Here is a 14,764-nt window from a genome sequence, read left to right on the forward strand (position 1 = left end):
TATAGCTAAAGCAGATGTTTGTAGCGCAATTAAACCAAAAATGTTTATGATTTAAATGATCACCAGGATGGTTCCGGATTTGCCTAAATGAAAATAGTAATGCAATTCGTAACTATAGTGGATTTTTTCAATTTCACAAACCTTTCCTGATTTGCCGAACTCATCCGCTACAAAATCACCTACCTTTATCTTTTCCAGCTGATGCCTGCTGACAGATGCCCTTTTAATTTGTGTAGCATATTTTTCCATGATCGCGTTTTTTTTAACTTACGGAAAGTAAATGCATCCGGATTTCAACTGAAAAAAATATACCAGCAGTGCGTTTTCTGGCAAAATGATTTAATAATATACCAATTCATAAATCCTTTTCATATACAAGGCTTCATCAATTTTAATAAAAAATTCCTGCCATTCTTCCCGGGTAAACACCAGGCTGATATCAGGAAAAGGTGTTGACAGAATGACGACTTCTTTGCCATCGGAGCGACTTTCGAGATAATCATCGAAGCATAATTTTTTGGTAGCCGTGCAAAAGGCATTAAACTGTTCAAATGAAAAATTCATCAGTACACCCGCACGCCAGATATTAAGCACCTTACAATTATTGCATTGAGCAATCGTGATATTTTCATTATGAGCGAGGATAGTTGTTTTACACATCAATTTTCAAATTAAATTATGATTGCAAGCAAATATCACACTATTTAGAATAATTCCAAATAAAATGTCATAAATTTAAGGTCAAATTCCACTCATCCCTGTTCATAAAAAATGCCGGATCGTGCCGGCATTTAATTCTAATATGATTTAGTTAGCATCGTAAATGATCACCTTTTCAAAATAAACTTTAAATTCATCCAGAAAGGCTTTGTGCAGCGGATGGACCTGATAAACATCATGGCCGGCCAGATCTTCAAAGAGCAGCAGTAAACTAAATGTATAACTGCTATCTACTACGGCACGTTCAATAGGTGCCGGCGTACCCAAATGAAAAGTTTTTACTTCTTCAATTTGTTCAAGGGTTTCTAAACTCTTACGGAAAGCGGCTTTCTCCGTTTCGGTCATATCGGCTTTAAGCCAAAATAAAACATGGTGTGCAATCATTTATTCAATTTTTTTTCAAATATAGAAATGTATGGGTATTCTTTTCTATCCGAAGACAGTCTTTGCTTTATTTACAGCCTTTTTTAAATCAATTCCCTTTCCTAAAACACCTTTAAACAAATCTCCTTCATCTTTTAAACGATCCATCGCATTAAAAATATTGAAATCTTTCATTTTTAAACCTTTTTTCACTTCTTCCCAGTGTAAAGGCATTGAAACAGTGGCACCGGGTTTTGGCCGAAGGGAATATGGTCCGGCAATGGTGGCACCCGGACGATTCTGAAGAAAGTCCAGGTACATTTTTCCCTTCCTGGCCGGAATCATTCTTTCCAGCGAAGTATAGTCTGGGATCTGCTTTTGAACCAGGCTGACTACCATTTTCGCAAACATCTGGCTTTGATCGTAATTATATTTGGCATTTAGGGGAATGTAAATGTGCATTCCGGTAGACCCTGATGTTTTACAATAAGAAGGAACATCTATGGCATCGAGGATTTCTTTCGTTACCTGCGCGGCTTCCACCACCTGATCAAATGAATGCTGATCCGGATCAAGATCAATCACACAGTAATCAGGATGATCGGGTTTCTGAACCCTGCTGAACCAGGGGTTCATTTCAATACAGCCTAAACCTGCCATCCACAGCAGGGAAGCTTCATCAGTACCCACCAGATATTCCTTTTTCTCACCTTCGCCATTTTCATATGGGAAAGTTTTGGCCCATTCAGGTGCCTTCCCTTTCACATCCTTCTGGTAAAAACTCTTCCCGTTTATGCCCCCTGGAAAACGGTTTAAGGATTGTGGGCGGTCTTTCAGATAAGGTAAAATGTAATCTGCTACCTGATAATAATAGTTGAACATATCCCTTTTGGTTACCTGATCATCAGGCCAGTAAACTTTGCTCAGGTTGGTAAACTTTAATTCATGACCTTTTATTTTTCGAACCTGTGTTTGTTCTTTCGGATTGAGTAATGTTTTGCGCCCGCTGTGTTGAGGTGCTTTGATGGCTGCGCTATGCTTTTCAATTTCAGGGGCTTTACCGCCAATAATCTTTTCTGTAGCGATCTCTTCTTCGCGAATAATATCTTTCGCTTTTTTATCTTCACGCATACCCCGGAAAGATGGATGCCTGAATACGCCATCATCCGTCACTTCGGTAAAAGCCACCTCACATACCAGCTCTGGTTTTAGCCAGGTGGCCTTTGCCTTTGGCGGATTTGGCCTGAAACGTGAAGGTTTATTTACATCAGGCAATTCATCAAAAGGACTTTTAGTGATGATTAAGGGTTCAAACTGCCTGATCATGTCTTTTTGTTGCTGATCAGAAAAACCCGTTCCAACCTTCCCAACATATTGCAGTTTCCCCTTGTCATACACACCGAGCAACAGGGAACTAAATGCTTTTGAAGTATCTTCATTTTTGGTAAATCCGGCAATAATCACTTCCTGCCTTTTGCTGACCTTAATCTTTAACCATTCTTTCGATCTCCGGTCAGAAACATAGGTACTGTTTGTTTTTTTTGCGATGATACCTTCCAGTCCCATCTTTGTTGCCGCTGCAAAAAAATCAATTCCACTGGCCTTAAACACTTTGCCCAAACGTACCCGATCATCGTTAGCAGGCAGCACTTCATTTAAAATGGCCTGCCGCTGAAACAAGGGAAGCTCCATCAGGTTCTTACCATCATACCACAATAGATCAAACACATAAAAAATGAGTTCACCATCTGCTTCACTACGCCAGTTTTGCAAAGATCCAAACTTCGAGATGCCCTTTTCATTTAACACGAGTATTTCTCCGTCAATTAAGGCATTGATTTTCCATTTGCCGAGTAAATCATAAATGGGATAAAATTTATCATTGAAAGACTTGTTGTTTCTGGAAAACAGTTCCACTTTCCCTTTATTTATAGCGGCCAGCGCCCTGTATCCATCCCACTTTACTTCGTATTGCCAACCCTCATCATCAAAAGGTTCATCAACCAATGTAGCCAGCATAGGTTTTATAGCAGTTGGAATGGCTGTTTTTGGTATTTTTTTCAAAAGTTTCTTTACGTCAACCACTTCCTGATCACCAATGGTTTCTGCTTTAGCACTGATTTGTTCTGCCGGGGCTTTCTTCTTAACCTTTACCTCCTGTTCTTTGCCGTCCTTCCAAACCTTTTCTGATGATTTTTCCATCGCATGGATGGTTTTTCCGGACAGTACCGATTTATCCTGCCTGGTAATATCTTTGGTACTGGCAAAGCCGTCTTTATGCTTAATCAGGAGCCAGCCGTTTTCACCCATGCCTTTTGTTTTCACCAAGGCAAATTCGCCTTTGAGTTTTTGTCCGTTAAGTTTGATTTTAACGGAACCCGCTTCCAGTTGTTCTAAAAGATGCTTTTCCTGCGCTTTTTTTCCTTTGATTGTTTCTATCGGTTCATAGGTTCCTTCATCCCATACAATTACTGTTCCGCCGCCATATTCGCCTTTCGGAATGATGCCTTCAAAATCTTTATAATCAAAAGGATGATCTTCAACCATCATGGCTAACCGCTTGTTTTTAGGATCGGTTGACGGACCTTTCGGCACAGCCCAGCTTTTTAATACCCCATCCATTTCTAAACGGAAATCATAATGTAAACGGGTAGCATCATGTTTTTGAATCACAAACTGTAATTTATTTTTATCTGTGCTTTTCCCTGATTTAGGCTCTGCCGTTTTATTGAAATTGCGCTTGGCTTCGTATTGTTTCAGTCCCATGAGGCATGTATTTATAAATGTTCCCACTATTCCGCAATAGTGGATGGTGATTAGAAAACTTTAAAACAGTGCGGAAACAGAAAAGGTTTTTCAATCAGGTATAACCATAAATTTAAGGTTGTTAATTGGTCAGTTTCCAAATTTCATGCACCAGAAACGTGACGCCATTTATTCAATTTCAGGTCATTGAATTAATCAAGGCTCAAGTTTTTTCCCCCACATACATGCGGATTGAAACCTTGTCATTCAGGCTTTAACAAAAAAATAAAAAAACATACTAAAAGTTTTGGCATAAATGTATCTTTGTTGCAATTGGAAAAGGCAATAAAATTATATCGTAAAAAAGAGTTTACCCAGATCAGGGCATTTCTGTTATTGATATTATTTGCCAGTGCCCTGCTGATCCAGGCACTTCACCATCATGAACCGGATGCCGCTAATTACCGCCATTCGGCTTACGAACAGACACAGTCATCCACTCAATTCAAAGCCTATAAAATCAACTGTAAACTTTGTGAGGTACTGAAGCAGCAGGGGCATGACTGCACTTTAACACAACCTGATGTTACTGTTGTGAAGCAGGAAATGGCTTCAGATTTTCATTTTAGGTATTCCAGGAGACATCCTGTTACTTATATTCTTTCAGCGGCCAATAAGGGTCCGCCCAGCTTTATCGCTTAATACACCTGTTCAGGAGTATACTTTAATATCATTAATTTTCTATCCATTGTAAGCCTGCAAGGGCCTACAGTACTCATTTATATTTGATTTTTATGCTTCAAGCCATTGCATTATCCAAAAATTACGGATCATATCAAGCCCTTAATCAATTAAACCTTACTGTTAATCAGGGTGAGGTATACTGCCTGCTGGGGCAGAATGGTGCCGGTAAAACGACCACCATAAACTTATTTCTGGGCTTTATAGCGCCGAGTAACGGAAAAATTTTAATTGACAATGAAGAGGTTTCTGTGGATGATCATCAACGTCGAAAACACCTTGCCTATATCCCGGAAGTAGTGATGCTTTACGGAAATCTCTCTGCCATAGAAAACCTGGATTACTTTTCTAAACTGGCGGGTTTCGATTATCGTGAGCAGGAATTGATTCAGTTTTTAACCAATTGTGGTTTGCAATCTACCGCCCACCACAAACACCTGGCAGGATTTAGCAAGGGCATGCGCCAGAAAGTGGGCATTGCCATTGCCGTGGCTAAAAATGCAAAGATCATTCTCATGGATGAACCCACCAGCGGACTCGATCCTAAAGCTACAGCAGAATTTACCGAACTGGTTAAAAAACTTGCATCGGAAGGTAAATCCATCCTGATGGCCACGCATGATATTTTCAATGCGGTAAGCTTAGGCACACATATTGGCATTATGAAACAAGGCGAACTGATTCACACCTTAAAAGCCAGTGAAATTTCAGCTTCAGATCTTCAGGAATTATACTTACAAACCATTTAATAACAACGTTTTAATGGATCAAATCAATAAACCCCGTCAGATATGGCGGTTAATATCCTTTTTTTTATTTTTCAATATTATAACCCTCGCTGCCACCGCACAGGTTCAGGTTATCGGGAAGGTCAATGACCTGCAAGGTAACGGAATCAACAAAGCGACCATCAGATTCAAAAGCGGTAAAGACCAGTTAAATCTCAGCAGCGATTCAGCAGGATTTTTTTCCATTATCCTGCCAAAACCAGCCAATTATACGATTACGGTGAGTGCAGTAGGCTACAGTAGCTTTTCGCAGAATTATTTCCTCAATAGTTCTGATGGTTTAAAATTAGACCCTATCGTTTTAACACCAGCGAATGAAGAATTGCAAACGGTAGAAGTGGTAGGTACCAATGCCAAAAAGTATTACGGTAACTATTCCTTTTCGGCAACTAAAACGGCTACCTTGAATAAGGATATTCCACAGGCCATTTCATCCATATCAAAAGAATTGATTGCCGACAGACAGGCCGCCGTGCTTTCTGATGCGGTTAAAAATGTAACCAGTGTGTCGCAAAGTAGTTTTTACAATCAGTTTTCTATTCGTGGTATTAACCAGAACGAAGAAGGAACAATCATCAACGGGATGCGCACCCGCCAAAATTATTTTAACCAGCCACTAACCAATAACCTGGAAAGAATTGAGGTCATTAAAGGCCCGGCAAGTGCCACATTCTCCAGTGTTGATCCGGGTGGAAGTATCAATCTGGTTACTAAAAAACCTTTAAGTGAAGACCGGAAAGAAATCAGCATCTCTGGCGGAAGCTTCAGTACCGTTCGTGGCGCACTGGATTTTACCGGTCCTTTAAACGCTGAAAAAACCTTGCTCTACCGCCTGAATTTAGGTTATGAAGATAGCAAAAGCTTTAGAGACCTGCAATTTAGAAAGGGGTACATTATTGCACCATCCTTCTCCTACATTCCTAACGATAAAACCAGTTTAAATGTAGAAGTAGTGATGAACAACAGCAATTCGAGATTGGATCGCGGCCAGCCTATCTTTGGCGCAATAGCCGGTAAAACGGATCTGAACAGTACTCCTATCCATTTTAACCTGGGGGCCAGTAATGATAAGTTTAATACGCAAGACCTGATGCTGATGGCTAATTTCTCGCATAAAATTTCAAAAGACATTTCTTTCAACATGGCTTATATGAAACAAAACTGGAGCGAGGATTTAGTGGAGCACCGTACCAACAATGCCTTTGCAGTTGATGAAAATAACCAGCCCATCCGCAGTTTGGCCGGCATGATTGCCGTTCAGCGTCAGCAAAAATTTGCCACCGATAATCTCAGTACTTATCTGGCTATCAATACCCGTACTTTTGGGTTAGCGCATAAGATTGTAGGGGGTTACGACCACATTGTGAATCAAAAATTAAGAGGTGGTGGGATCAATACGGCTCAGGGCTATCGCTTGAAAGACGGTACAATTGCAACCCGGTATGATGTAACTAAAAAAGACCTTTATCAATTTAAGGTGGTAAATGGCGTGAATGCACCGGTTCCTAATGTGGAACATTTTAACCTCGCCAATCCATCTTATACCCTGAAAAACCTGAATGATTATGTCTTCTCTAAAGTAGAAATTGCCCCATCCTATTACCTCATTAATGGCATTTATCTTCAGGATCAGATCAAATATGATCAGTTAACTTTAACATTGGGACTCAGACAGGAATGGTATGAAGATTACGCCAATTACCAGCTTTCAAATGAAAGTAAAATCAGCCGGCACAAGTTGTTGCCAAGGCTTGGCATTACCTATGCGGTAAATTCACACATCAACATTTACGGAACCTATCTTCAGGGGTACCAGCCACAAGGAAACACATCCAGTCTGGTTATTGTTCCGCCGCCGGCTGGTTCCAATTTTAAACCCCTTGAAAGTAACCTGAAAGAATTGGGTGCCAAATCTGAATGGCTTGGGGGCAATCTGATGGTTAATGTTTCCCTGTTTGAAATTAACCAGAAAAACCTGTTGATGAATGCCAATGATCCTTTTGATGTAAATCGCTTAATTGAACGGGGTGCGCAGCGAAGCAGGGGAATTGAGGTGGAATCTTCTGGCTTTATCAGGCCAAACTGGCAATTTAACATCGGCTATAGTTATGTTGATGCCATTGTAACCGAAGATCTTGATCCATTGATCATCGGCCAGCGTGTGCAAAATACACCTAAACACAGTGCCAGCTTATGGACGCGTTACAACCTCGAAAACAGACTTTTAAAGGGAGTAGGAATTGGCGCAGGATTACAATACAGCGGTAATAAACTTCCCCTGTATATCAGAGATTTTACGCTGCCCGCCTATACCGTAGCTGATGCCGCCATTTATTACAGCCCGGCAGCATCAAGAGTTCAGTTGGCCATGAATATCAATAACATCTTCAATAAAACTTATTGGGTGGGTGCCCAGAATTACCTGCGCCTTTTCCCTGGTACGCCAAGAAATGTCATGTTTAATGTAACCTACAGAATCTAATGCCAAATATCACTTTAACCATTGCCAAACAAACCTACAAATCAACCTTTGGAAATAAAGCTACATTAGTGCTGACCATTTTGCTGGGACTTTCGCTTGGCCTGGCTACCTATGTAGGCTGGCAGAATTTTAAAACACAAAATAATCAACGGCTCTACTATAAAAATATGGTCAGGGCACAGTGGCTGGCCAAACCGGATAAACATCCACACCGGATGGCACATTATGGCTATCTTGCTTTTCGTGAAAAACATGAACTGAGTTTCTTCGACTTTGGGATTGAAAGCTTTGCCGGTGTTTCTATTTTTCTGGAAGCACATAAGCAAAATACAGTAAATTTCAGTGAGGCCGGTTTTTCGAACGGAATGCTGCGCTTTGGAGAGATCAGTATTGCGATGGTATTGCAATTACTGGTTCCGCTACTCATCTTTTTTCTGGGCTACAATAGTATTTCTGCCGAGCGTGAATCGGGAACCCTGAAAATTTTGCTTTGTCAGAACGTCAGCTGGAAAAAACTGCTTTGGGGTAAAACACTGGGCATCATTGGCGTAGTCCTTACCATTTTTATCCCGCTCATTCTGTTGACGATTTTGCTTTGGGCATCATTAAGTAACTGGCAAATCAGTTTAGATGCAACGCTTCGGCTGGTGATTTTAATTTTAAGCTATTCCATTTACTTTTTCATTGTTTCTGCCCTGACCATATTGGTTTCTGCCTTTCAGCGAAGCTCTAAAACCGCATTGATTACCTTACTATCCTGCTGGATATTTTTCGTCATCTTAATGCCGAGAATCATTCAGGCCATTGGTACCAAAATTCACCCCACTCCTTCCAAAATTGAATTTGCGGATGCCATATCTTCGGATATTCAAAAACAAGGTGATAGCCATGACCCGAATGATCCGCATTTTGCAGCCATTAAAGATTCGTTATTGCAGAAGTATCAGGTTGATGATGTGAAAAAACTGCCCTTTAATTATGGCGGTTATATTATGGCAGAAGGCGAAAGAATTACTTCCGGCATTTACAGCGATCATCAGCGGCAGCTGAATAATACTTTCGATAAGCAAAACAGCTTTACCGTATTTGCCGGTTTGTTCAACCCTTATTTATCACTGAAGCAAATTTCTATGGCCCTAACGGCATCGGATTTTAAAACTTATGTTGATTTCCAGAACCAGGCTGAGGCTTACCGGTATGGATTGGCGCAGAAAATGAACAAACTTCAAATCGATAAAATTAGTAACCATGCACCTGGTGAACATGAAAAGCCATTGTCTATCAGTAAATCCAACTGGGCAGAACAACCTGATTTCAATTATAAATTTGATCATTTGAGTCATGTTTTAACCCATGAACTGCTATCGCTGGTGGCTTTGTTCGTTTGGTTCATTGCCATTCTGTTCTTTCTCCAATATTCATCTAAATGGCTTAAAACCATCTAACATCATTATGAAAAAAAGCACCTCCATTTTAGAATTTAAACTTTTCTTCAGAAATCGTTCGGCCTGGATAGGTATTTTGGTATTGCTGCTAACCGGCGTTGCCGGATTATATTTTGGAAAAACGTTTATTGCCAACCAGCAGTCAGTAATTGAAAAGGCAGCCGTATTGCAAAAGAAAAACACGCTTGAAAATATCAGGCATTTTAACAAGGACATCGGGTTAATTTTCTTCCATAACAAATTCTCTACTGCCAATTTACCCGATCGATGGGCAGCCTTTGCAAACGGTCAGCGGGATGTGAATCCTTATCTAATATCGGTAACGATGCTGGGCATAGAAGGACAGCTTTATGATACCGATATCACCAATCCGGTAAGCATGCTTTTAGGCAATATGGACCTGAGCTTTGTGTACCTGTTTTTGTTTCCCCTTGTGATTATTGCTTTCACTTACAACCTCATTTCAGAACAGCAGGAAAGTGGCATATGGTCCTTACTTAAATCGCAAACCAATGCACTGACAAAAGTGATCTGGCGAAAATTCCTGATTAGGATAGCAGCTGTTTTTGCAGTAGCCTTTTTACTACTTACCGCAGCGGTTATTTACTTGCATTTACCTGTAGACTCCACCCTGGCAGCCGTTACGGGATTAATCATCCTATACCTGGCTTTCTGGTTTGCGGTTTCAATCTTTATCGTTTCATTAGGGCGTTCTTCCAGCTACAATGCATCCGCTCTGGTAGCCATCTGGGTAGCCATTTGCATTGTAATCCCCGCATCTTTAAATCTTTTTCTAACCAAAAAATACGGCGTGCCTGAAGCGCTACAGAATGTGATTAACCAACGCGAGGGTTATCATGAAAAGTGGGATATGCCAAAGGAAGTTACCATGAAACCCTTTTTTGAACACTATCCGCAGTTAAAGAAATATCCTTTTCCGGCCGATAAAACTTTTAGCTGGTTCTGGTATTATGGCATGCAGCAAATGGGTGATGACCAGGCGATAAAAAGCCGGTTGGCAGTAGCTCGTAAATTAGCATCCCGTCAGCATTTCACCAACATAGCTGCACTTTTTTTTCCGACCATTCAAACCCAGCTGGCGGTAAATGAGCTGGCCGGATCTGACTTGAGTGCACACCTCGAATTTCAACAAAAGGTAAGAGATAATCATGAAAAAATTCGCCTGCACTTCTACCCCAGTATCTTTCAGGAAAAAGACATCGCCTCTACAGATATTAAAAACGTTGGATTAAAAAAATTCATTCCAACCAAGATTCACAACTGGAGCAGGCTTCTACCTTTATTAACCTGGACCTTGATTATGGGTACATTTGCGGTTAGAAACCTAAAATGCAGTGCTTTAATGAGAAATACAGATACCAGGTAACCTTGGTAAGGTAGAAACTTCTGAAAACGAGTCGTAGCGAAATGCTATGACTCGTTTTTGCACCATGATATCTAAGGCATTAAGGAAGTTAAATAAATAATAATGATCGGTATTCTGATCTTTCTGGTGAGCCTGTTTCATATTGTACGGGCAAATTGTATCTCGTTTTTTCCCGGTTTTAAAGATCAAAAATGCCTTTCCATTACCGGCTTCATTTCCTAAAGACCAGAAAATTACTGCAGCGTGGTTTTTATCGTGCCCCACTAAAGCTACCATCCGGGCGAGATGTGCATCACGATAGCCATTAATGATTAATATTTTTTCTCTACCTCATCATCTGGCCGGATGATGAGCCTTAAAGTTGGGTCATTGGTGATGAAACTCCATAACCAGTTGAAAGCCAGCTTCGCTTTGTTCCTGAAACCAGCAATTGGAATAATGTGGATAAATAACCAAACCAGCCAGGCAAAAAATCCCCGGAAAAATCCCTTTGGCAAATCGACCACTGCCTTAAACTTGGCAATAATGGCCATTGAGCCCTTATCATTATATTTAAAGGCCTTCATTGGTTTGCCATGATCAACCGCCGACAAATTTTCGCCCAGCAAATCACCTTGCTGGATGGCCACTTGCGCGAGTTGAGGATGTCCATTGGTAAAGGCAGCATCACTCAACTGCATACACTGATCACCAATGGCATAAACGCCTTTCAAGCCTTCCACCTGATTAAATGCATCCACAAGAATCCTTCGCCCCTTTCCTATCGCCTCTTTTGGCAGCCCCGGAACTTCGCGGGCGATTACACCTGAAGCCCAGATTAAGGTTGCTGCTTCGATCTCCGTACCATCTGAAAGTGATACCACCTGTCCATCGTAATTCTGCACCAGTTTACCCAGCATAATTTCTACACCAAGGTTTTTAAGCACCTTAATGGCCTCTGCCTGGCTTTTATCACTCATTGGTGCCAGAAGTGTTTGCAAGCCGTCAACCAGATAGATTTTACCCAAACCGGATTTTGCTTCCGGATAATCTTTTTTAATGATATGACTACCCATTTCGGCCATCATGCCGGCAAGCTCAACACCTGTTGGTCCGCCACCTGCAATGACAATACTGGAAAGTCTCTTTTTGTCAATATCCTGATCAGACCGCACTGCTTTTTCCAGCTGAAGTAAGATATGATTGCGCATCCGGAGCGAATCGTCAATACTTTTCATGGGCAAAGCATGCTCCTTAATGCGATCATTTCCGAAAAAATTGGTTTCCGTCCCCATTGCCAGTACCAGAATATCATAATCAAGTGTACCATTATCAGTCACCACCTTATGCTGTTCAGGAATTAGCTCTTTCAATACCCCCATAAAAAAGCGGGTGTTTTGATTATGAAACATTTTCCTGAAAGGATAAATAATGTTGGATGCTTCAATAAAAGCAGTCCCAACCTGATATAATAGTGGTGGAAAGAAATGGTAATTATGCTGATCTACAAGGGTAACCTGATGTGATGTACTTTTTGATAGCTTTTTAGCCAGGTTAAGCCCTGCAAAGCCACCGCCAATGATGACAACTTTTTTCATATAAGATTTTTAATGCTGTTCACGGAGGGTTCAAATTTTATAAATAGAATACCGCTACTATTTTTGCCTGATAACAACAGAACAAACTTTAAGCGATAAAGTTAGGATTTATTCAATTTTATCTGAATAATTTGCAATGAATTGATGGTTTGTTAGCTTTTAAGAATTTAAATTCGTGATTTTATAAAAAACGACCTGTTCTGAGCATTCTATTTTTAATCTACTTAGGCGGCGCCTATGGACAAGATTTTCTAAATCAATTTTGAGGCCATTGACGCAGACACTGGATTGCCGAATAACAATCTCATTCACGGCTGGCAAGAGATATTTTATAAATCAAAGAATAAACCAGGCAAAAAAGTTTGTTACCATAAGCTTGGACATTGAGCCAGAAAACCCTTCCGGATTGATAATATCAGAACTACAAAAAGTTGGCATAACCTTTAATAAGAAGCAGGGACTAACCATTAAAGCGTGAGTCCGTAGCAAAAGAACAATCGGACCTATTGGATAAGTTTGTTAAATATAAGCAGCCTGACTCCAAGCATCCCATTTCTAATGATAAAAAATTACCTAAAAAATGGTATAGGACGGGTAATTGACACGGGTTTATCTTTGACCAACCTTTTAAATGGTTTTTAAAGGCCTATTATAATTCACATACATCCATTTTATTTAACCGTAATTCAATTGATCTCAATGAAAAAGCAATTATTAATGATGTCCTTTTTTATGGCTCTTGGCGTTATTGCATCAGCCCAGTCTAAATCTAAAAGTAAGGCTACGCCGAAGGCGAAAACTGAAACCAAAACGATGGCTTCCAGAAACAACACCCCTTCTCTTAGGGCTTATGGCAAGGGAGATAACCTGTTAAATATAGGTATTGGCATCGGGAGCCCGTTTTTTGGCTCAGGTTACTCTTCATCACTGCCGGTTAATCCGAGTGTGTCTTACGAAAAAGGTATTACGGATGAAATCAGCGTAGGTGGACAAGTAGCTTATGCGAGTTCTAAGTATAATTCAGATTTTCCGGGTTCAAATTATAGCTTTAAGCAAAATGCTTTTTATATCGGTGCCCGTGGTTCATATCATTTTAATGAACTGTTTAAGCTGGATCCAAAGTTTGATGTTTATGGGGGTGCCAGTCTTGGTTATGTGGTGGTTAGCACAAGCAATGACCAGGGTTTTGGCGGCACTACAGGCAGCGGTATAGGTTTTGGTTTGTTTGCAGGAGGTAAATACTATTTCTCTACTAAAACCAGTGTATTTACAGAACTTGGTTATCAGAGTCTGGCATTGCTGAATGTAGGTATCGCATTTAAGCTTTAATCTCTATAAAGTATACTTTCTTCTGACTCACTTAAATCCCTGAAAGTTCATTTAAATACTCATTTTAAATCCCTAAAGGGTTATGAAAAGCTTCACATCACGTGGAGCTTTTTTTGTAAAATGGCATTTAAGTACAAGCTAAAGATTATAGATCAGCCGGTTAATGATGGTGCTATTGTCTCATCATTTGAATAGCTGACAAGCACACTTAAAAAATATAGTGAGCAGTGTTTATATTTAAGATTTGACATGTTCTGACTTAACTGGTAATTACTAAATTCTTCTGATAATTATGACAAATACATTTGTTAAATATAGTATTTAAACTATATTAGGAGTTTTGATATGCATATGTACCGTTTTGTAATTGTAGATGATGAAGCTCACGCTATAGAAGGATTAAAAGTTTACATGGAACATTTGCCGGACTTTAATCTGATGGCTACCTATACTGATCCGGTATTGGCCTTAAAAGAATTAAGTTGTGGAAGCGATGTGGAATTGATCTTTATGGATGTGGATATGCCACACTTATCCGGAATAGAACTGGCCTCCATAATCAGGCAGAAAACGAACAAGTTAATTTTAACCACGGCGCATACCAAATATGGTTATCAGGCATTTGAAGTGAAGGCAGATGGCTATCTGCTCAAGCCTTACTCACTCGGAAAGTTCCTTGAAACCATGCAACGTGTTTTTCCTGATAGTATAAAAAAGGCAGAACCTGTTGCCCCGCAGGTATTGGAAAATTTCTTTTTTGTAAAAAGTAAGGAGGATAGCCTGAAACTTGTGAAAATCAGGTTTGAAGAAGTGGTCGCTGTGGAAAGTAAACTGAATTATGTTCAGCTGCGCTTAGAAAACGGAAGAAACGTTACCACCTATATGTCGCTCTCTGAAATTTCAAAATGGCTGGTTGAGACCAGAGGATTTATACAGTTTCAAAGAAGTTTTATTTTAAACCGGGAGAAAATAGATGCGGTGGATGGAAATACGATTATCATGGATAATGGGCAGAAGATAACGGTTGGAGATTACTACCGCAAAGATTTTAACGAATTTATAAATCGGTATTTAATTAAACCCAGGCGTAGGGTAGACAAGCCTACACCTGAATAATTAATTTAAATTCCTGACATACCAGTTACCGTAATGCTGGAGGTTAATGTGGTGGGATCTGTACTGTAAGA

At 40.1% G+C, this 14,764-nt stretch carries 13 protein-coding genes; 7 read left to right on the forward strand and 6 right to left on the reverse strand.

Translation table 11 applies throughout. The features are described from left to right. Positions 1-51 precede the first annotated feature (51 nt). From CBW18_RS11595 to ligD, 4 genes are all read right to left on the reverse strand, one after another. Complete coding sequence (locus CBW18_RS11595) at positions 52-249, reverse strand: hypothetical protein (protein ID WP_088301497.1); 198 nt, start codon at positions 247-249, stop codon at positions 52-54. 90 nt (positions 250-339) lie between these two features. Beyond that, positions 340-660, reverse strand: a complete 321-nt coding sequence (locus CBW18_RS11600) for a hypothetical protein (RefSeq protein WP_088301498.1) — start codon at positions 658-660, stop codon at positions 340-342. A 147-nt stretch (positions 661-807) separates the two neighbouring features. After that, positions 808-1,104, reverse strand: coding sequence for a Dabb family protein (locus CBW18_RS11605; protein WP_088301499.1), 297 nt, complete (start codon positions 1,102-1,104; stop codon positions 808-810). 45 nt (positions 1,105-1,149) lie between these two features. Then, complete coding sequence (ligD, locus tag CBW18_RS11610) at positions 1,150-3,849, reverse strand: DNA ligase D (protein WP_088301500.1); 2,700 nt, start codon at positions 3,847-3,849, stop codon at positions 1,150-1,152. A gap of 312 nt (positions 3,850-4,161) precedes the next feature. Between ligD and CBW18_RS11615 the strand changes: the two genes are divergently transcribed. The 5 genes from CBW18_RS11615 (at position 4,162) to CBW18_RS11635 (ending at position 10,671) form a co-directional block, all read left to right on the forward strand. After that, positions 4,162-4,530, forward strand: a complete 369-nt coding sequence (locus CBW18_RS11615; protein ID WP_140418670.1) for a hypothetical protein — start codon at positions 4,162-4,164, stop codon at positions 4,528-4,530. Between the two features lie 92 nt (positions 4,531-4,622). Further along, the gene (locus CBW18_RS11620; protein ID WP_088301502.1) at positions 4,623-5,318 is read left to right on the forward strand and encodes an ABC transporter ATP-binding protein; all 696 of its coding nucleotides are present in this window, start codon (positions 4,623-4,625) and stop codon (positions 5,316-5,318) included. Positions 5,319-5,331: 13 nt separating this feature from the next. Next, positions 5,332-7,839 carry a TonB-dependent receptor gene (locus CBW18_RS11625; protein ID WP_088301503.1) on the forward strand — a complete coding sequence of 836 codons (2,508 nt, stop codon included), beginning with the start codon at positions 5,332-5,334 and terminating at the stop codon, positions 7,837-7,839. Further along, a complete protein-coding gene (locus CBW18_RS11630) occupies positions 7,839-9,284 on the forward strand; it encodes a DUF3526 domain-containing protein (RefSeq protein ID WP_088301504.1) in 1,446 nt (481 codons plus the stop codon). The genes CBW18_RS11625 and CBW18_RS11630 overlap by 1 nt, the downstream gene beginning before the upstream one ends. 7 nt (positions 9,285-9,291) lie before the next feature. After that, on the forward strand, positions 9,292-10,671 hold the full coding sequence (locus tag CBW18_RS11635) for a DUF3526 domain-containing protein (RefSeq protein ID WP_172406505.1): 1,380 nt from the start codon (positions 9,292-9,294) through the stop codon (positions 10,669-10,671). Here the strand turns inward: CBW18_RS11635 and CBW18_RS21875 are convergent. Beyond that, the gene (locus CBW18_RS21875; RefSeq protein ID WP_371566795.1) at positions 10,645-10,989 is read right to left on the reverse strand and encodes a glycoside hydrolase family 2 TIM barrel-domain containing protein; all 345 of its coding nucleotides are present in this window, start codon (positions 10,987-10,989) and stop codon (positions 10,645-10,647) included. The genes CBW18_RS11635 and CBW18_RS21875 overlap by 27 nt on opposite strands. Then, entirely contained in the window at positions 10,983-12,248 is a 1,266-nt protein-coding gene (locus CBW18_RS11645) for an NAD(P)/FAD-dependent oxidoreductase (protein WP_088301507.1), read from the reverse strand. Before CBW18_RS11645 ends, CBW18_RS21875 begins: the two co-directional genes overlap by 7 nt. Positions 12,249-12,947: 699 nt before the next feature. On the opposite strand from CBW18_RS11645, the gene CBW18_RS11655 reads away from it, so the two are divergent. Then, a complete protein-coding gene (locus CBW18_RS11655) occupies positions 12,948-13,577 on the forward strand; it encodes an outer membrane beta-barrel protein (protein ID WP_088301509.1) in 630 nt (209 codons plus the stop codon). A 351-nt stretch (positions 13,578-13,928) separates the two neighbouring features. Next, complete coding sequence (locus CBW18_RS11660; protein WP_253249019.1) at positions 13,929-14,693, forward strand: LytTR family DNA-binding domain-containing protein; 765 nt, start codon at positions 13,929-13,931, stop codon at positions 14,691-14,693. Positions 14,694-14,764 lie beyond the last annotated feature (71 nt).

This window comes from Pedobacter sp. AJM (genome assembly GCF_002197755.1).
GTDB lineage: Bacteria > Bacteroidota > Bacteroidia > Sphingobacteriales > Sphingobacteriaceae > Pedobacter.

Bases quoted from the DNA above. Each gene is read 5' to 3' on its own strand.
- CBW18_RS11600 (WP_088301498.1), bottom strand. From the start codon at position 660: ATGTGTAAAACAACTATCCTCGCTCATAATGAAAATATCACGATTGCT.
- CBW18_RS11655 (WP_088301509.1), top strand. From the start codon at position 12,948: ATGAAAAAGCAATTATTAATGATGTCCTTTTTTATGGCTCTTGGCGTT.
- CBW18_RS11625 (WP_088301503.1), top strand. From the start codon at position 5,332: ATGGATCAAATCAATAAACCCCGTCAGATATGGCGGTTAATATCCTTT.
- CBW18_RS11595 (WP_088301497.1), bottom strand. From the start codon at position 249: ATGGAAAAATATGCTACACAAATTAAAAGGGCATCTGTCAGCAGGCAT.
- ligD (WP_088301500.1), bottom strand. From the start codon at position 3,849: ATGGGACTGAAACAATACGAAGCCAAGCGCAATTTCAATAAAACGGCA.
- CBW18_RS11605 (WP_088301499.1), bottom strand. From the start codon at position 1,104: ATGATTGCACACCATGTTTTATTTTGGCTTAAAGCCGATATGACCGAA.
- CBW18_RS11645 (WP_088301507.1), bottom strand. From the start codon at position 12,248: ATGAAAAAAGTTGTCATCATTGGCGGTGGCTTTGCAGGGCTTAACCTG.
- CBW18_RS11635 (WP_172406505.1), top strand. From the start codon at position 9,292: ATGAAAAAAAGCACCTCCATTTTAGAATTTAAACTTTTCTTCAGAAAT.
- CBW18_RS11620 (WP_088301502.1), top strand. From the start codon at position 4,623: ATGCTTCAAGCCATTGCATTATCCAAAAATTACGGATCATATCAAGCC.
- CBW18_RS11660 (WP_253249019.1), top strand. From the start codon at position 13,929: ATGTACCGTTTTGTAATTGTAGATGATGAAGCTCACGCTATAGAAGGA.
- CBW18_RS11630 (WP_088301504.1), top strand. From the start codon at position 7,839: ATGCCAAATATCACTTTAACCATTGCCAAACAAACCTACAAATCAACC.